Source organism: Streptomyces sp. NPDC059668, assembly GCF_042734135.1.
Classification (GTDB): Bacteria; Actinomycetota; Actinomycetes; order Streptomycetales; family Streptomycetaceae; genus Streptomyces.
The window spans coordinates 462,439-480,498 of the sequence record NZ_JBHWEL010000001.1; the positions used below are offsets into that span (position 1 = coordinate 462,439).

General features: G+C 72.7%; 14 protein-coding genes and 1 pseudogene. 7 read left to right on the forward strand and 8 right to left on the reverse strand.

Annotation, left to right across the window (positions count from 1 at the left end; genetic code table 11):
* Positions 1–44 precede the first annotated feature (44 nt).
* Positions 45–557: a peptide-methionine (S)-S-oxide reductase MsrA gene (gene msrA / locus ACFV2J_RS02060; protein ID WP_385086298.1), complete on the forward strand. Its 513-nt coding sequence runs from the start codon at positions 45–47 to the stop codon at positions 555–557.
* 89 nt (positions 558–646) lie between these two features.
* Here msrA and ACFV2J_RS02065 read toward each other — a convergent pair whose 3' ends face one another.
* Complete coding sequence (locus ACFV2J_RS02065; protein ID WP_385086301.1) at positions 647–1,828, reverse strand: N(5)-(carboxyethyl)ornithine synthase; 1,182 nt, start codon at positions 1,826–1,828, stop codon at positions 647–649.
* 186 nt (positions 1,829–2,014) lie between these two features.
* Positions 2,015–2,287: a hypothetical protein gene (locus ACFV2J_RS02070; RefSeq protein WP_385086304.1), complete on the reverse strand. Its 273-nt coding sequence runs from the start codon at positions 2,285–2,287 to the stop codon at positions 2,015–2,017.
* Between the two features lie 531 nt (positions 2,288–2,818).
* Between ACFV2J_RS02070 and ACFV2J_RS02075 the strand changes: the two genes are divergently transcribed.
* Both ACFV2J_RS02075 and ACFV2J_RS02080 read left to right on the forward strand, forming a co-directional pair.
* Positions 2,819–3,238 (forward strand): SRPBCC family protein, encoded by a 420-nt coding sequence (locus ACFV2J_RS02075; RefSeq protein WP_385086307.1) that lies wholly within the window; start codon positions 2,819–2,821, stop codon positions 3,236–3,238.
* 244 nt (positions 3,239–3,482) lie between these two features.
* Positions 3,483–4,277: an SDR family NAD(P)-dependent oxidoreductase gene (locus tag ACFV2J_RS02080; RefSeq protein ID WP_385086310.1), complete on the forward strand. Its 795-nt coding sequence runs from the start codon at positions 3,483–3,485 to the stop codon at positions 4,275–4,277.
* A 298-nt stretch (positions 4,278–4,575) separates the two neighbouring features.
* Here the strand turns inward: ACFV2J_RS02080 and ACFV2J_RS02085 are convergent, their stop codons facing one another.
* Entirely contained in the window at positions 4,576–5,397 is an 822-nt protein-coding gene (locus tag ACFV2J_RS02085) for an SAM-dependent methyltransferase (RefSeq protein WP_385086312.1), read from the reverse strand.
* Between the two features lie 99 nt (positions 5,398–5,496).
* Between ACFV2J_RS02085 and ACFV2J_RS02090 the strand changes: the two genes are divergently transcribed.
* The gene (locus ACFV2J_RS02090; protein WP_385436968.1) at positions 5,497–6,894 is read left to right on the forward strand and encodes a PP2C family protein-serine/threonine phosphatase; all 1,398 of its coding nucleotides are present in this window, start codon (positions 5,497–5,499) and stop codon (positions 6,892–6,894) included.
* A gap of 480 nt (positions 6,895–7,374) precedes the next feature.
* Here the strand turns inward: ACFV2J_RS02090 and ACFV2J_RS02095 are convergent, their stop codons facing one another.
* The gene (locus ACFV2J_RS02095; RefSeq protein WP_385086318.1) at positions 7,375–9,948 is read right to left on the reverse strand and encodes a SpoIIE family protein phosphatase; all 2,574 of its coding nucleotides are present in this window, start codon (positions 9,946–9,948) and stop codon (positions 7,375–7,377) included.
* A 173-nt stretch (positions 9,949–10,121) separates the two neighbouring features.
* On the opposite strand from ACFV2J_RS02095, the gene ACFV2J_RS02100 reads away from it, so the two are divergent.
* From ACFV2J_RS02100 to ACFV2J_RS02110, 3 genes are all read left to right on the forward strand, one after another.
* Complete coding sequence (locus ACFV2J_RS02100; RefSeq protein ID WP_385086321.1) at positions 10,122–12,971, forward strand: SpoIIE family protein phosphatase; 2,850 nt, start codon at positions 10,122–10,124, stop codon at positions 12,969–12,971.
* Positions 12,972–13,138: 167 nt separating this feature from the next.
* Entirely contained in the window at positions 13,139–13,654 is a 516-nt protein-coding gene (locus ACFV2J_RS02105) for an NUDIX domain-containing protein (RefSeq protein ID WP_385086332.1), read from the forward strand.
* A gap of 112 nt (positions 13,655–13,766) precedes the next feature.
* Complete coding sequence (locus tag ACFV2J_RS02110; protein ID WP_385086323.1) at positions 13,767–14,243, forward strand: hypothetical protein; 477 nt, start codon at positions 13,767–13,769, stop codon at positions 14,241–14,243.
* 181 nt (positions 14,244–14,424) lie between these two features.
* On the opposite strand, the gene ACFV2J_RS02115 is transcribed toward ACFV2J_RS02110, so the two are convergent.
* From ACFV2J_RS02115 to ACFV2J_RS02130, 4 genes and pseudogenes are all read right to left on the reverse strand, one after another.
* Entirely contained in the window at positions 14,425–15,429 is a 1,005-nt protein-coding gene (locus tag ACFV2J_RS02115; RefSeq protein WP_385436971.1) for a MerR family transcriptional regulator, read from the reverse strand.
* A 6-nt stretch (positions 15,430–15,435) separates the two neighbouring features.
* The gene (locus tag ACFV2J_RS02120) at positions 15,436–16,113 is read right to left on the reverse strand and encodes a HEAT repeat domain-containing protein (protein ID WP_385086338.1); all 678 of its coding nucleotides are present in this window, start codon (positions 16,111–16,113) and stop codon (positions 15,436–15,438) included.
* A 162-nt stretch (positions 16,114–16,275) separates the two neighbouring features.
* Positions 16,276–16,638 (reverse strand): annotated as a pseudogene (locus tag ACFV2J_RS02125) (zinc-binding dehydrogenase); the annotation flags it as partial.
* Between the two features lie 33 nt (positions 16,639–16,671).
* Positions 16,672–17,649 (reverse strand): aldo/keto reductase, encoded by a 978-nt coding sequence (locus tag ACFV2J_RS02130; RefSeq protein WP_385086329.1) that lies wholly within the window; start codon positions 17,647–17,649, stop codon positions 16,672–16,674.
* Positions 17,650–18,060: the final 411 nt, after the last annotated feature.

Below are 18,060 nucleotides of genomic sequence, written 5' to 3' on the forward strand. Positions count from 1 at the left end.
CGCGCGCGGACCGCGCAAAGAGACGAAAAGGGATGTGAAGAGCTATGAGCGCCACTGAGGAAAAGGCGTTGCTGGCAGGTGGCTGCTTCTGGGGGATGCAGGAACTGATCCGGACGCTCCCGGGTGTCCTGGGCACCCGAGTCGGATACAGCGGCGGTGACGTGCCCAACGCGACCTACCGCAACCACGGAACTCACGCCGAATCGATCGAGATCACCTTCGATCCCGCCGTGACCGACTACCGCGCCATCCTGGAGTACTTCTTCCAGATCCACGACCCGAGCACGAAGAACCGGCAGGGAGGCGACATCGGCCTCAGCTACCGCTCCGCGATCTTCTATCTCGACGACGAGCAGCGGCGGGTCGCCGAGGACACCATCGCCGACGTCGACGCCTCGGGGCTGTGGCCGGGGAAGGTCGTGACCGAGGTCGTGCCGGCCGGTGCCTTCTGGGAGGCCGAGCCGGAGCACCAGGACTACCTGCGGAAGTACCCCGAGGGCTACACCTGCCACTTCCCGCGGCCGAACTGGCGGTTGCCGAAGCGCGCGGAAGCCTGATTCCGCGCGGCCCGGCCGGCGAGGACGCCGGGCCGGGCCGGACCGTACGGTCGGTGACGAACACCGCGGGTGTGGTCAGGCGGGTGTGGTCAGGCGGGCTGGGCGGCGGGACGCAGTGCCGGGGCCGGGATCTCGGGGGCGTGCGGATACGTGGCCGTACGGTGCTGGAACGAGAGGATCTTCGGGTTCTGTACGACGCCGTCGCGGATCTCGATGGCCTTGCGGACCGTGGCGTCCGCCTCCCAGGCGGCGGGACCGCTCATGACCTTGCGCAGGTAGGGGAGGAGCGCCTCGCTGATCTCCCAGGTGGCGGAGGACCACAAGTGGGACGGGCTGTGGTCCACCGCGTAGTAGTGGCAGTCCGGTCCCACCGTGGGCATGGGCGCGCCGAAGGTGGTCGGACGGGCCCAGGAGAAGCCCATGCCCTCGTCACAGGCGACGTCGATGAAGAAGGTGCCCGGGCGGAACAGGGCGAGTTCCTCGTCGGTGACGAACATCAGGGGTGCGTCGGTGTCCTGGCGGATGCAGTTGACGATGATGTCGAACCCCGCCAGGTACTCCGCGAGCGGTACCGGACCTGCCGGGGTGAGCGCCCGAAGCCGCGTCGGATCGTCCGGCTGCTCCTCGAAGTGGCCCATCACGACCGACGGCATCGGCGAGGCGACCGCCGCCGCGGCGCGCTGGGTGAGCACCGTGACATCGGAGACCCCCATGGCGCCCAGACCTGTGACCGCTCCGCGTGCCGTGGCGCCGAAACTGATGACCGCCGCGCGCAGCCGGCGTCCGTAGCTCCCCGTCATGCCGCCGAGCTGCAGGGCGTGCAGCACCGAGCAGTAGCCCGCCAGCTCGTTGTTCTTGTGGAACACGTGGACGCTGAAGGCGCCCGTGGACGTCCAGTGGTTCATCGCCTCCCAGGCGACGAGGGTCAGCCGTCGGTCGATGGCGATCTGGGTCATCTTCTCGTCCTGCACGCAGTGCGGCCATCCCCACAGCACCTGGCCCTCGTGCAGCTCGGCGATGTCCTCGTGCGTCGGTTTGGGCAGCAGGAGCACATCGCACTCGGCGAGGAGCCGCTCACGGGAGCGCAGACCTCCCACCAACGGCAGCAGGGCGTCGTCGTCGAGGCCGAACCGACGGCCGTAGCCGTGTTCGAGGAAGATCTTCGCGCGTACGTCCGGGGCGATCCGGTCCAGGTGGGCGGGGTGCAGGGGCAGCCGGAACTCGTTCTCCTTGCGGGAGGAGGCCAGGACTCCGAGATTCATGAGCGTCATACGATTCCTTGTCATGTAACTGTCATGGCGGTCGCTGCGGGCGTGCGGCCGTGCCGGCGTGCGTCTGGGCGTGCGGGTTCGAGTGCTGGGTGCCGGAGGGCGCGGGCATGCGGCCGCGGCCGCGGGGGAGTGCGGGCGTGCGGCTGCCGGGGCTTCCGTCCGGTTGTGTTCGGGACGATGCCCGGGTCAGGCCTGGCCGGCCCCGTGTCTGCGCAGGCGCTCGGTCAGCGGGAGGGGAGTCTCCTCCAGCCCGGTGACCGACCCGCTCGCCAGCCGCGCGCACGTTCCGTGACAGGCGAGCAGTTGCCTGTCGCCGCGGTGCGAGACCACCACGGCGTCCGCGTCCGGTGCGTTCCGGTAGTCCGTGCCGCAGATGAGGCAGGCCAGTCCGGAGACCATCTCGGCGGTCGGTTCGGGGCGGCCCCGGCGGCGGCCGGAGATCGCGTCCTGTGAGTACATGGGTGCCGCATCCTCTTCGTCGGTCATCGGCTCAGCGGGTGCGAGGTGCCGGAACACCTCGGGAACCAGGAAGTCCGCTATCGCAGGGCGCGGAACGGGCCGCGGAGGACGGCGCGAGAGTACGAGCCAGATGGCATGGGGCGGCTCATTTCCGGCCGGGCGCACGCGCTCCGGCGACTGCCGTTCCCCGAGAGCGACGCCGAAACGGATAACGGCATGCGAGGTGCGCTCGGTAGCGCAACCGTACTCCCTCCGGCCCGCCGTCGCGTCCCGCACGCGTGCCCAGCGGCGCCCGGCGGGCGGCACCGGTGACGGCGCGGGGTGGCGGAGGGGCGGGGCGGGGCTCCCGTCGTGGCAGGCCCACCTGACGGACTCATGACGGCTCATGACGGACTCCGAGGCGCGAGAGGCTCCGCGTGCCTCACTCCACCTGTGCCTTTTATGATGATCTGTGGAAGGCCCGAAGCCGACCGGCCCGACTGTCGCGAGTACTCCCGCCCCCGCAGACCGACGAGTCCTGGAGCAGACGCAATGGCATCGACATCGGTGAGCAGGGTCGTCCCCGCGTCCCCCAGCCGTGTGTGGCAGGTGATCGGCGGCTTCGGTTCCCTGCCCGACTGGATTCCGCAGATCGCCGGGAGCACACCACTGGAAGGGGGCCGCGTCCGCCGGCTGGCCATGGGCGACGGCGGGGTTGTCGTCGAACGGCTGACGGGGTTCAGCGAGGGCGGCAGACACTACTCGTACACCATCGTGGAGGCGCCGTTCCCCGTCACCGGCTATCTCGCGACGATCCGGGTGCACTCCGTGCCCGGCGACCCCGACAGCGCGGAAGTGGAATGGTCCGGCCGTTTCCACCCGGTGGGGGCGAGCGACGACGAGATGGTGGCCCTTTTCACCGGCATCTACCGCGACGGTCTCGACGCGCTGTACACGGAGCTGGCGGACTGAACGCCCCCGCACGGACGGCACGTTGGGACGAGGCCTGTTGTCCGCACCATCCCGGGCCGGGTGTCGGCGGCGGCTGTCCACCTGACGGGCGAGGGACGCGGGTGTCGTCCCGGACCGGCGTGGTCACGCCGTAGAACCCGTCGTGTCACGGGAAGGCGAGGAAGTCCACGCGCGGGCGACCGCCGCGCTCCATGGCCCGGACCCCGGACCGGCACTTCGGCCGGCCACAGCAAGGGAGTCGTACATGCGTATCGATCTCACGGGACGGACCGCCCTGGTGACAGGGTCGACGCAAGGCATCGGGGCCGCCATCGCGGCCGGCCTCGCGGAGGCGGGGGCGCGGGTGGGTGTCAACGGCCGCGACGCGGAGAGGCTCGACGCGGCCGTCGGGCGACTGCGGGAGAAGGTGCCCGACGGTGACTTCGTCGCCATCGGCGCGGACGTCTCCTCCGAGGAGGGTGCCGCGGCCGCCGTCGAGGCGCTGCCGGACGTCGACGTCCTCATCAACAACCTGGGCGTCTTCGGCTCCCAGGACCCGCTGGACATCACCGACGAGGAATGGCGCCGGTACTTCGAGGTGAACGTGCTCGCCGCGGTCCGTCTCACCCGTGCCTACCTGCCGCGGATGATCGAGAGCGACTGGGGCCGCGTTCAGTACATCGCCAGCGAATCGGCGGTGGCCATCCCCGAAGAGATGATCCACTACGGGATGACGAAGACCGCCCTCCTGGCCGTCGGCCGCGGCTTCGCGAAGAAGGTGGCGGGAACGGGCGTCACCGTCAACTCGGTCCTCGTCGGCCCCACCCACACCGCCGGCGTCGAGGAGTTCGTGTACGGACTGGTCGGCCGGGACCTGCCCTGGGAGGAGGCGGAGCGGGTCTTCATGAGGGAGCACCGCCCGCAGTCGCTGCTGCGGCGCCTGATCGCCCCCGAGGAGGTCGCCAGCATGGTCGTGTACCTCAGTTCGGACCAGGCCTCGGCCACCACGGGGGGCGCGCTGCGGGTCGACGGGGGCTGCATCGACTCCGTCATCCCCTGACGGCCGCGTCGGGCCGTCCGGCACTCGGCCCGTCCGGCCGTCCCGGAGCCGCACTCCTCGGACGGAGCGGGTGCTCCGTACACAGGTGGCGCGCGGCACGGCCGCCCCGTGGGAGCCGTTCGGGCGGGGCCGACAGGGCCGGTCGGACCGGGCCGAGGACCGCGTTCGCGGCGACCGCGGGATCGGGCCGGCCCCACGGCCGCGTTCGCGGCGACCGCGGGCGCTCAGGCCGACGACCCCCGTGCGTTCCCGGGTCGGGAAGGGAGCCGTCGGGTGCGCCGGGTGACCGGATGCCGGATCAGCCGGCCGCCGGAAGCTTGCGGCCGACGCCCGAGTACACCCAGTACTCAGAGGGGTTCTCCGGGACGTGGTCGTCCGGGTCCGGGCGCCACAGGGGTACATAGACCAGTCCGGGCTCCACGAGGTCGAAGCCGTCGAAGAGTCCGAGGATCTCGCCCTGGGACCGGGCGGTGACCGGTGAGGTGGCACGGGAGCGGTACAGCTTCCCGACGGCGGCGGCGGTGTCCGGGCGGTCCTCGTTCGTCGCGTGCGTCAGCGCCAGCCAGCTCTCCTCCGGCAGTGCGTCACGGAACGCGGCGACGATGCCGGCGGGGTCCTCCTCGGGCGCGATGAAGTGCAGGATCGTGATCATCAGCACGGCGACGGGCTGGTCGAAGTCGATCAGTTTGCGCACCTGCGGCGAGGACAGCACCTCCTTCGGGCGGCGGATGTCGGCGTCCACGATGTCCGTGTCCGGGTTGTCGGCGAGCAGCGCGGCACTGTGCGCCACGGCGACCGGGTCACTGTCCACGTACACCACCCGGGCTCCCGGGCAGGCCGCCTGCGCCACCTCGTGGACGTTGCCCTGGGTCGGAATCCCCGATCCGAGGTCGATGAACTGCCGCACCCCGGCGTCGACCAGGAAGCGCACGGCCCGGCCGAGGAAGGCGCGGTTGGCCCGTGCCAGGGTGCGCACCTGCGGGTCGATGGCCGTGAACGCCGCCAACGCCTCCCGGTCTATGGCGAAATTGTGCTGGCCGCCCAGCATTGCGTCGTACATCCGGGCAACGCTCGCCTTGTCCGGGTCGACACCCTGAGGCAGACCTTCGCTACCTGACACCGCAACTCCCCGTCCTGGAAGTGATCTTGACGCCTCATCATATAGTTGCCGACCAGGCGCGGCGAGGTGTGTCCATGCCACGCGATTCGACCCCCTCCAGTGGAAGGCACCGCCCTGCGGAACGAAGCACAGAGCCACGCGGACGATGCGGCCGCCGCGTTCGCGCGCCTTCGGCCGGTGTTCTCGGACGCGGCCGACGCCATCGGATCGGAACTCAACCTGCACCTGACCGGCAGCCATGTCGTCCGGGCGCTGGCGCCGGGGTTCTGCGACGCGGCGTCGGTCTACCTGCTGGAGCGGTGGCTGCTGGAGGAGAACGCGTACCACTGCGCGGATCCGGCCCAGATCGAGGCCCGGCGGCTGGCCGTGCGCATAGGGACGGACGCGCCCGAGGACTGGGAGGGGCCGCTGCCCGTCGGCGAGGTGGTCGTCTTCCCCCGCGAGACCCCGTACACGCGCTGCATCGTCACCCGTACGACCCAGCTGCTCGACTCCGTCGACGCGCACACCTCCGAGCGGCTCAGCACCGCCGGGGGCGACGACGTCCGCATGGACGCCCTGCTGCGGACGGCGTCCTTCCTCGTCGTCCCCCTCCATCTGCGGGGCGTCGCGGTCGGGTTCATCGCGTGCACGCGCGGTCCGGACCGGGCGCCGTTCCGGACCGGGGACGCCGCGGCCGTGGAGTCGCTGGCCGCGCGGGCCTGTGTGGCCCTGGACAACGCGCGGCGCTACGAACGCGAACGCCGCATGGCGCTGGCCATCCGGCAGAGCCTGCTGCCCGCGACCTCGCAGACGTTCGAGGGGTGCCGGATCGCCCATGGCTATCTCCCGGCCGGGCAGGACAACATCATCGGCGGTGACTGGTTCGACGTGCTGCCGCGGTCCGGGGGCCGCGTCAGTCTCGTCGTCGGGGACGCCATGGGGCACGGGCCGGAATCGGCCGTCGCCATGATCCAGCTGCGCACGGCCGTCCGCACCCTCGCCGGGCTGGACATCACCCCGGCCGAGCTGATGCGCCGGCTGGACGAGCTGGCCTGTGACACACCGGGCGCGTCCTTCGCCACCTGCATGTACGCCGAGTGGGACGCGCAGAACCAGCTCTGCACGTTCGTCGGAGCCGGCCATCCTCCGCCACTGATCCGCACGGCCGACGGGAGCGCCGGGCCCCTCACGCTCGCCAGCGCGGGCCTGCCCCTCGGGCTCGGGATGGGCAGTTACGAACCCACCGTGGTGCGGGTGTCCGAACCGATCCTGCTGGTGCTCTACAGCGACGGTCTGGTCGAGTCCCGCGACACCGACATAGAGCAGGGCATCGCCCGCCTCGCCGGACTCCTCGACACGGACGGCGCGGAACCCGTGGGCACCGACGGCCCGGACGCGTTGGAAGCACTGTGCCAGCGGCTGTTGCACAAGACGTCGCCGACGATGGGCGGCGCGGACGACCGGACGCTCCTCCTGGCCGAACTGACGCCCGCGAAGCGCGCGAATCCGACCTGAGCGGGCCGGTGCGGTGCGGGGCCGACCGGGTCGTCGCAGGGCGACCTCGCTCGTACGGGCGAGGCGGCGGGTGCGGATGCCGGGCGTGCGGCACCGCGCGGACATCGCGGCGGTCGCCGGGCCGTGGACATCCGTCGTGCGGGCGGCCGATGCGTGGACCTGTGCCGGTCACCGGCTCGTGGGCATCGTGCCGGCCGCTCACTTTCCGGCCCATGGCCCGCCGTTCGGAGGCGCGGGCCCGCGTGCGACTTCACTCGGATCCCGTTGCCGTTCCCGATCCGGAGCCGCGCCCTCGGGTGGCGCGCTCGCCCGCCGGGCGAGCGCGGCAGGGGCGGGTGTGGCACCGTGGACGCAGGCCCGGTCCGTCGCTCCCCGAGGCGGCGGACCAGGCCTCTTCGTGTGCCCGGGCGAGGGCGCCCCTCCTGAGGATCGCGATGCGCCGCGGGCGGCGTGCCTCCGGGCCGACGGCCGGTTCGGGCGTCAGCTCCCCGCCGTCGCGCGGAGCAGGAGCAGGGCCACGTCGTCGCTGCGCGGGTCGGTGTGGGGGGTGTGACGGACGAGGGCGTCGGCGAGGGTGCCGACGGGCTGGTCCGCCGCGCGGGCGAGGTGATCCGCGAGGTCGGCCGCCGCCTCGCCGATGTCGCCGCCGGGGGTCTCGATGAGGCCGTCGGTGTACAGGGCCAGCAGCGAGTCGGGCGGCAGGGGGATCTCGGTGGTCCGGTATTCCGCGTCGGAGTCGATACCGAGCAGGAGCCCGGGCGGCAGATCGAGGACCTCGGTGCGTCCGTCGGCGTGGCGCAGAAGCGGGGGCGGATGACCGGCGGTGGCCAGCCGGGCGCGACGGCGGGCGAGATCGATGTGGGCGTACAGACAGCTCGCGAACAGGCCCGGGTCGAAGTCGGTGAGCAGACGGTTCGCGCGGGCGAGGACCTCGTCGGGTGACGCCCCCGCGGTGACGTGGACGGCCGTGCGGATCTGCCCCATCAGGGCGGCGGCGTGCACGTTGTGCCCCTGGACGTCACCGATGGCGGCCGCGACGTTGGTGGCGTCCAGACGGATGAGGTCGTAGAAGTCGCCTCCGACATCCATGCCGCGGGCCGCGGGGAGGTACCGGGCGGCCACCTCCAGGCCGGGCACCGCGGGCAGGGTGTTGGGCAGCAGGCCGCTCTGCAGGTCGTGGGCGAGCTGGTGCTTGGTGTCGTAGAGACGGGCGCGGTCGAGGGCCTGGGCGATCAGCCCGGCCAGCGAGGTCAGCACGGCACGTTCGTCGGGGCCGAAGGGGCGGGGACGGTCGAAGGACAGGACCCAGCACCCGACCGGGCGGCGCGAGACGACCAGCGGCAGGAAGGCCCACGCCGCCCTCCCGGTCCACCGCGGGATGACGGGGTGGAACCGCTCCATGTCCTCGGGGGAGCCGAAGAAGAGGGGGACTCCGGTGGTGAGGGCGTGCACGGTGGGAGCGGATTTGTCGGTGAGCGCCGGTCCGTCGAAGGGCCTGAGGACCTCGTCCCGGTACCCCCGGGAGCCGACGATCTGCAGTCGGCCGTCCTCGGCCACGGACAGCACGAAGCCCTGCGCGTCGAAGGTCGGCATGATCTGGTCGGCGGCCACCTCCACCACGTCCTGCACGCTGACGGCCTGGGTGAGCGAGACACCCAGATGCATCAGGTCGTACAGCACGCGTGCCCGCGTCGGGCCGAGGGCCCTGTCCCGGCCGCCCCGCCGTGCCCGGTCCGCCGGACCGGCCCCTTCCGCGTGGGTGACACGGACGGTCGTGCCGGAGACGCCGGGATGCAGCTCGAAGTCCAGCCACCGGCCCTGTGGGCACAGACCCGTGAACACGGCGGGCCGGCGGCTGATCGTCGCGGCTCGCTGATGGTCCTGGAGGACCGGCTCGTCCAGCCACGGCAGGGCCTCGCACAGCGGGGCCCCGAGCACGGCCGGCGCGCTCCGGCCGACCAGATCGCAGGCGGTGGCGTCGATGAAGGTGATCCGGTTGTCCAGGTCGAGGGCGAGACAGCCCTCCGGCAGACGGTCGACGAGGTCCGCGGCGGCCAGCGCCTCCGCGGGCCCCGGCGTACGGGCCCGGGGCGGGTCCGCCACGCGCGGACGTTCCTCGGGAAGGACCGGGCGCCCGTCGGCGGCGGCCTGCCGCAGGAACGCGCCCACGCGGTGGCAGGCGGCGGTGACCGCGTCGCGTTCGCGGGAGCTCAGCAGCCGGGGATGCGTACCGGGCCACAGGAACGCCAGCGCGCCCCACCTGGTGGTTCCGGTGGTCACCGGAGCGGCCGCCACCGCCACGGGATAGGGCAGGGTGAGCGCGGTCCGCGGGTAGCGGCGGGCCAGCTCCGCGTGGCCGGCGACCCACACCAGGCGCTGCTCGCGTACCGCCTCGGACACGGGCCCCTCGGCCGACGGCTCCGCCCGCTCCCACAGGGCCACCGGCCTGCCCCCGGTCGTCACCGCCAGGTACAGCGCCGTTCGGCCCGGCGGATACAGGTAGAGCCCGCTCACGGAGGCACCGGTGTCCCGCATCGCAGGCAGCAGCAGCGCGTCGAGAGGTTCCGGGCCGGAGGAAGCGGCGGAGCCGACGGGCGGGGACGGGCCGTGAGCCCCCTGCCCGTCCGGGCCACGGGCACACGCGCGTCCGAAGCGGCGCCGTGCCGCCGTGCCGCTCATCCCCAGGCCGGCGCCGATCCGGGCCCAGTCGGCACCGGCCTGCCGGTCGGCCAGCACCGCGGACCGCACCAGTTGCTCGGCCAGTCCGAGGATCTCCGCGGCCGCCGCACTGTGCCCGCCCGCCGCCGCACCGTGGCCCGTCGTCGCGGCCGTCCGCCCCGGATCCTGGGCGGTCGCCTCCTGGGACATCGTCCGTGCCCGGGACAGCAGCTCCGCGTCGGCCAGGACGACCGCGTGGCGCGCCCGGGCCGCGGCCTCCCAGCGGCGCCGCGCCCGCCAGGCCGCCTGCCGGTGGGCCGGACCGCAGTACCGCCGGTTGGGTCCGGCCTCATCCGGCAGCGGCTTCTCGCACCAGCCGCACCGAACATCACCCATATGAGCACGATAAGCCGGATTCGCGTGACGGCGCGGGTCCACCTCCGCTGCCGGCGTACACCGGTCCGCACTCGATGCCCTTGTCCCGTGCGACCGGCGACCGCGACAGGAAGAATTCGTACAGACATACATATAGTTGGACCTTTGCCCATGATGGGTACGACCATGGCTGTATGCCTCGGGCAGCCGAAAGGTCCCGGACGCCGCTCGACCTGATACGACGCAGGTTTCCCAAGCGGCGCGCACGTCTGGACCAGGCCGCCGATCCCGACCCGGTCCCGGCCACCCCCCGGCGCGGCCGCTTCCGCCTGGTCCCGCACAGCATCGCCGGCCAGATGCTGGCACTGGCCGTCACCATCGCGGTCCTGCTGATAGCAGCCGCGACCACGGTCCTGGTGCTGCAGGACCGGAAGGAGGCCGTACGGGAGGCCCGCACGCGCGCGCTCGCGGTCGCCGAGACCTTCGCCCACTCCCCGGCCGTACTGGACGGGCTGAAGTCCACCAGTCCGAGCACGACACTCCAACCACTGGCCGAGGCCACCCGCCGCGACGCCCGGGTCGCCTACATCGTGGTCACCAACGCCAAGGGCATCCGGTACAGCCACCCCGACCCCCACGCGATCGGCCTGCCCACCAACGCCACCGTGTGGCCCGCCACCGTGGGCCGCACCTTCACGGACCAGATCATCGGCAGGAGCCTGCACTCCCCGTCGATCCGCGCGGTGGTCCCCGTCTTCGACACGCGCCACACCGTGGTCGGCACCGTGATGACCGGCGTGCCGGTCGCCAGCGTGGTCCACCAGGTCGACGAGCAGCTGCCGCCCCTGCTCGGGTCCGCCGGAGTCGCCCTCGCCCTGTCCATGGGTGGGATCGCCTGGCTGAGCAAGCGGCTGCGCCGGCAGACCCACGGCCTCGGGCCGGCCGAGATCACCCGCATGTACGAGCACCACGACGCGGTGCTGCACGCGGTCCGCGAAGGCGTCCTCATCGCCGACCGCGACCGCCGTCTGCTGCTGGCCAACGACGAGGCGCACCGGCTGCTCGGCCTGCCGCCCGACGTCCAGGGACGCCGCGCCGACGATCTCGCCCTCGGCCCCGCGCTCACCCGGCTGCTCACCTCCGGCCGGGTCGCCACCGACGAGGTCCACCCCGCCGGGGACCGCCTCCTGGCCGTGAACCAGCAGCCCACCTCCTGGGGCGGCCGTGTGCTGGGCACGGTCACCACCCTGCGCGACACCACCGAACTGCGGTCCCTGGCCGGCCAGGCCGACGTCGCCCGCGAGCGCCTGCGACTGCTCTACGACGCGGGCCTGACCATCGGCACGACCCTCGACGTGAGCCGGACCGCCGAGGAACTGGTCGCCGCCGTCGTCCCACGATTCGCCGACCACGCGGTCGTGGATCTCTCGGACTCCGTGCTGCACGGGGAGGAACCGCACGGCGACGACACCGGGCCGCTGCGCCGCGCCGCCCGGCGGCCCCTCACCGGCGCCCCCTCGGCGCGCGCCGTGGGGGACCTGGTCCACTTCCCACCCTCCTCGCCGCAGGCCCGAAGCCTCAAGGCCGGAAGGTCCGTGGCCGAACCGCGGATGGCCCAGGCGGCCGCCGCGGGCCCGCACCGCGTCCCGGGCCCGCTCACGTCGCCCGACCTCCCCGACCACGCGATGATCGCCGTACCGCTGCGCGCGAGAGGCGCGGTGCTCGGCGTGGTCAGTCTCTTCCGCGCGAAGACGCCCGGCGGCGACGGCGCCTTCGACACGGAGGACCTCTCACTCGCCGAGGAACTGGTCAGCCACACGGCCGTCTGTATCGACAACGCCCGGCGCTACGCCCGCGAACACACCACCGCCGTCTCACTCCAGCGCAGCCTGCTGCCGCACGGGCTGCCCGAGCAGAACGCCGTGGACGCGGCGTACCGCTACCTGCCCGGGGAGGCGACGACGGCCGGCGGCTGGTTCGACGTCATCCCGCTCTCCAGCGCGCGCGTCGCCCTCGTCGCGGGCGACGTCACCGGGCACGGCCTGCACGCCGCCGTCGCCATGGGCCGTCTGCGCACCGCCGTCCACAACTTCTCGGACCTGGACCTGGTACCCGAGGAACTCATGGCCCGCCTCGACGATCTCGTCACCCGCCTCGACCGCGACGAGGGACGCCCGGCAGGCGGGGAGCAGCGGCCCGGCCGTGCCGGGAGCGCGGACGGTTCGGTACTCACCGGGGCGACCTGCCTGTACGTCGTCTACGATCCGGTCCGCAGACAGTGCGTCATGGCCCGGGCCGGTCATCCACCGCCCGTCCTGATCCTGCCGGACGGCACCGCGGACTTCCCCCGCCTACGCGAATGCCCGCCCCTGGGCCTGGGGGGCCAGCCCTTCGAGAGCCTGACCGTCGACGTCCCCGAGAACAGCCGGCTCGTCCTCTACACGGACGGCCTGCTCAAGCACCACAATCCGCAGCCGTCCACCGGTCAGGAGTGGCTGCGGCAGGTACTCGCCCGTCCGGGCCGGTCACCGCAGGAGACCTGCGACGCCGTGCTCGACGCCCTGGTGCCCGACCGGCTCGGCCACCCCGGGGACGACATCGCCCTCCTGGTGGCACGCACGCGCGCCCTGGACGACGAACACCTCGCCAGCTGGGACGTGCCCGCGGACCCCGCGATGGTCGCCGGGACGCGCGCCGCGGTCGAACGCCGGCTCACCGACTGGGGACTGGACGACACGGTGTTCACCACGGAGCTGATCCTCAGCGAACTGATCACCAACGCCATCCGGTACGCCTCGCCCCCCATCGAGCTGCGCCTGCTGCGGGACCGCACCCTCATCTGCGAGGTCTCCGACGCCAGCAGCACCTCACCCCACGTGCGGCGCGCGGCCACCACGGACGAGGGCGGCCGCGGCCTCTTCCTCATCTCCCAGCTCACCCAGCGCTGGGGCACCCGTTACACCTCACGCGGCAAGGTCGTCTGGACGGAGCAGAGCCTGACCACCGGGGAGGAGGAAGGACCTGAGGGCTCGGCGATCCCGTAGTCGCGCGACGGTGAACTCCGGCGCGGCCGTCCCGCCCCACCCGGGGCACCCTGGCGCCCTACTCCTGGCGGCGGCTCCCTCCGGCCCGCGTGGGGCGACGACTTGGGCACCCCGGACGTCGTCGACCCGCATCCGTTGTCGGACCCCCGCCTTATGTTGTCCCGGTGATGCGTGACGCGTTCGACCCCCGGGTGGCCGAGGCCACGGCCGCCGATGTCCGGCTGTCGATAGAGGAGTTCGACGGTGCCGGCCAGTGGCTGGCCTCGGCGGGCCAGGAACCCTTGGGGCCTCTTGCCGCCGAGGTGTGGGTCTTCGACGAGGAGCTCGCCCGGGTGCTGCTGGTGCGTCATCGATGGCGCGGCTGGGTCCCACCGGGCGGTCGGGTGGAGCCGGGGGAGACACCCAGGGAGGGAGCGCGCCGCGAGCTCCTGGAGGAGACCGGCATCGAGGGGGAGTTGCTGCGCGAACCCGCCGCGGCCACCGTGCGCTCCTACCACCCTGATTGGCCGACGACGCTCGGACTGTCGTTCGTCGCGATCGTGGATGCCGCGACGCCCTTGGTGCCCGAGAGCGGACAACCCGCGAACTGGACGTCCCTGGAGGAGAATTGGGCAAGTCACTTCCCGGTGGACGCGTCACGTGTCCGTCGGCACGCGCGATGGCTGCGTGAGGGGACGAGGTGACCGACCGGGTAGGGCGGTGATGCTCGGCCCGAATCCCGGCCGGACCCGGGGCGAGCGCTCGGGCCTTCGCTATGCTTCCTCGCCAGACGTTCGTCCTCGGCCAGGGAGAATCGTGCTCGACCGTCGTGTGCTCGCACCGGCTCTGCTCGCGGGCGCGCTGCTCGTGGGAAGTCTGGCCGGATGCGACGTGGAAGGCCTGCACTCCGGCGAGCACGGCCGCAAGTTCCCGCATGCCGGCGCGTCGGAACTCGCCGACGTCAGCCTCGAACAGGCCCTGGCCGACTACGGTGTCCACCTGCCCGCCGCGGCCGGGAACGTCACGTACGGTGCCCTCAAGGCCCTGGACGGCTACCCGTTCAGCGTCGAATTCTCCGTGCCGTGCGACGGCGTCCCGGGGTTCGCCCGGGACAATCACCTCACTTCGGCGGGGAAGCAGACCCCCGACGCGGTGCGGGTCCAAGCCGTGGACGCCGGATTCTCCCTCGATTCCAGTCCGGCCTACAGACGGGCGAAAGGATCGGGACTGCCCGCCATCTCCGGGGCGGTCTTCGAACGGTCCGGCACCTGCCGGGTGTTCCTCGGCTCCTGAACCGGCTCGCCGGCTCGTACCTGGCGGGCCCTTGCTCCCGGGTCTTCGACGCCACGTGCAGGCTGGGCCGGTCGGCAGGCGGGACATCAGCCGCGTACGGCCCGCGAACCCCCTCGGCGGCGGCCCCGGGGACGATGTCCGCGCCGCTGACACGGAGCCGCGGCGACGCCGGAGAGAAACCTCACCGCGCGTCGCGCAGTCGGAGGAGGTACTGCGCGGTCAGCGCGACGGCACGGTCCGCGTCCCCCGACAGCTCCACGAGGGCATGTGACGCCCTCGCCCCCGGGACGTCCGCCAGCGCCTGGGTCAGCCGTCCGCGCGCGGGCGCCTCGGTGGCGTCCAGGGCGAGACGCTCGACGAGCCTGCTCGCGATCCGGTCCGCCGTCACGGTGTCGCTCGCCAGCACGCTCAGCGCGTCGGCCGCGTCGGTGTCGTTCCTTCCCTCCACGATCATGTCGACGAGTGTCGGGACCGCGTCGGTCTCCCCCCGGGTCCCGAGCGCCAGAGCCGCATGTCCGCGGACCACGACGTCGGTGTCGGCGAGCGCGTCCCGCAGCCGCTCGGTGGCTTCGCCGCCGGGCATCTCGGCGAGGGACCGAACCGCGCGTTCCCGCACGGCGGCCACGGGCGAGCCGAGGCCCTCCGCCAGCAGCGCCGTGCCGTCGTCGCCCGACCGGGCCAGGGCCCATCGCAGGGCCCCGGCGACGTTCGGATCCGTCTCGCTCAGTGCCGCCTCGACCAGGGCCTCCACCGGCACCGGAACCCCGCCGACCGACGAGAGGGCCGCACGCTGGCGGGCGTCGGCGCTTTTCGACTCCAGGGCCTGGAGGAGCGCGACGACCTGGAGGACGTCCTCCCAGTCGGCGGGGCCCGCCGCGTGGATCCTGCGCAGCCGCGTGAGCAACTCGGTCTCCGCCGCGATGCGTTCGCGCGTCTGACCGATGAGGTCGTCGACGAGCGCCGAGGGCGCGAAACCGGGGCCGTCGAGGGCCCGTCCGATCTCCCGCAGTGACAGTCCCAGCGACCGCAGGCTCTCGACATGGAAGATCCGCTGGATGTCCTCCCCGGAGTACTCCCGATAACCGGAGCCGGTGCGACCCGAAGGACGCACCAGCCCGAGCGACTCGTAATGCCGGAGCATGCGGGCACTGACCCCGGACCGTCGCGCCACCTCACCGATCAACACGTCCCATCATCCCTCCTGATCGGACACGCCCAGGGCCACGACGCGCTTCGCCTCCTCGATGGCGGACTCGAACCCGGTGTCCGGGTCGCTCAGCATCCGCTCCGTGGCGAGCGCGTGCGCGCGCACGGACGGGTCAGGGGCCGTCGTCGCGGCGTCCAGAGCCGGCAGCACGGCTTCACCGAGCGCGACCAGCGCCCGGCTGAGACTCAGTCGCGTCTCCCGCCCGCCCCGCCCGAGCTGCGTCGCCAGCACCGTGGCCAGCGCGGGCTCCTCGCCTTCCGGTACGAGCAGGACCGCCGCCCGCCAGGCGCTGCGCGCCACCTCGTCGTCGGCGTCGCACAGAAGCGTCCGGGTGATCGCCGGCCACGCCCGCCGGTTCCCGATCTTGGACAGCGTGTGGAGTGCCTGGCTCCGCGCCTGCGGACGCTCCGAGCGGACTTCGCGGAGCAGTTCCGGAAGCGTCATGGACACCGGGTGGCGGGTGAGTGCCCAGGTCAGCATGTCGCGCACGAAGAACTCGGGCTCGACCGCGCAGCGTTCGACGAGTTTGCCGACGAAGCCCGGGTCGGGCGTCGTGCCGGCCGCCAGCGCGGCCCGCAGTCGTACCGACGACCGGTCGTCCTCCAACGCGCGCAGCGCTCGTGCCGCTCGTACCGTGTCCGTGTCCTGTCCCGTGGCCGTCATCGAGACCACCTCCTCGGCACGAAGTGAAAGCCTTGCCACCGTGTCAAGGTCAACGACGGTGCCGGTGAGGATCGTCGGCCGCAGGCGACGCCACGGTCGCCTCTTGAGGCCCTCATCAGCCCTGTGCGGTTCAGGGGCGTCCAGGACATCGGGCAGCAGTTCCTCGATGCGGGCGCGGGCCGGGCCGGCGCCTCCGGTGAGGGTGACGCTCCGCATGATCAGGGACGGGCCGACGGGACCCTCCTCGTACGGCGGGACGCCCAGGCGGCTGGTGACACCGCCGTCGTCGACGGCCGCGAGGGCGGTCTCCAGGGTCTGGCGGGTGCCCACGGCCTCGATGACCTTGTCGGCTTCCGCGCCTGCCGTCAGTTCCCGTACGCGGGCGACCCCATCCGCCCGCGTTCGGTGACGACGTCGGTGGCGCGGAAGCCACGGCCGAGGCCCATCAGTGCTGCGCGCGTGAGAACTGCTCGTGCTCTGAAAGGGGGGACACCGGTCGCGGTGTCCTGCCGGGCGAGGCCGGATCGGGCACCCGCGGCCAAGGCTGTGGGGGGCGGTTCAGCGTTCGAGCATCCGGGCCTGGGCCTCCGTGTGGGTGTCGCCCGCGGCGGCCGGCAGGCCGGAGAGCTTGTCGAGCTGCTCGGCGGTCAGCGTGATGCCGTCGGCGGCGCTGTTCTCCTCGACCCGGGTCACACGCTTGGTGCCGGGGATGGGGGCGATGTCGTCGCCCTGGGCGAGCAGCCAGGCCAGCGCGACCTGGGCGGGGGTGGCGCCGACCTCGGCGGCGACGGCCTGGACCTCGTCGGCGATCGCCAGGTTGCGCCGGAAGTTCTCGCCGGTGAAACGCGGGTTGTCGCGCCGGAAGTCGTCCTCGTCGAACTGGTCGGTGGAGCGGATCGTGCCCGTCAGGAAGCCGCGCCCGAGCGGTGAGAAGGGAACCAGCCCGATGTTCAGCTCGCGCAGCACCGGCAGCACCCGCTGTTCCAGGCCCCGGGTCCACAGGGAGTACTCGGACTGCACCGCGGTGACCGGGTGGACGGCGTGGGCCCGGCGGATGGTGTCCGGGCCGGCCTCGGACAGGCCGAACGCGCGGACCTTGCCCTCGGCGACCAGTTCGCCGACCGCGCCGGCTGTCTCCTCGATCGGGGTGTTCGGGTCGACGCGGTGCTGGTAGTACAGGTCGATGTGGTCGGTTCCCAGCCGCTTCAACGAGCCCTCGACGGCGCTGCGGACGTTGGCCGGGCGGCTGTCGAGGTTCCACGGACCCTCGCCGGCGTGCGAGACCAGGCCGAACTTCGTCGCCAGCACCACCTGGTCACGACGGCCCGCCAGCGCCCGGCCGACGAGCTCCTCGTTGGTGTACGGGCCGTAGATCTCGGCGGTGTCGATCAGGGTGACGCCCAGTTCCAGGGCCCGGTGCAGGGTCCGCACGGACTCGGCCTCGTCGGTGCCGGAGCCCGTGTAGCCGTGGGACATCCCCATCGCACCCAGACCGATCCGGGAAACCTCCAGGTCACGCAGTTTGATGTAGCGCATCCGCTCTCTCCGCTCCGTCGTTTCGATCAGCGAGTCGATCCCCGCCGGCCCGCCCGCCTCGTCGTTCCGTCCCGCGCTCGCGCACGGCGACCGCGGAGGACCGGCGGCCGGTGGGCCCGGACCGTCGTGTACCCACCCTCGCGCTTTTCCGGGTCCGTAGGCGGGCCGGGCTGTTCGGGGGTGATGCCGGGGCCCCACCGCACCGTCGCCCAAGTCCGTGATCCCGGGGAGTCGTGGCCGTGAGCCGATGGGCGGCGGAGCGTTTGTTTCACGGTGGCGACCGGCGAGGCCGAACGCACACGGGCGCGGGGGGGGGGCGCGGGGCCCCCCGCCCGCCACGGATGTAAAACAGCGGGGGGGCCACCCCCGCCCCCCCCCCCCCCAAGGGCCCCCGCCGAGCCGCGCCGCCCA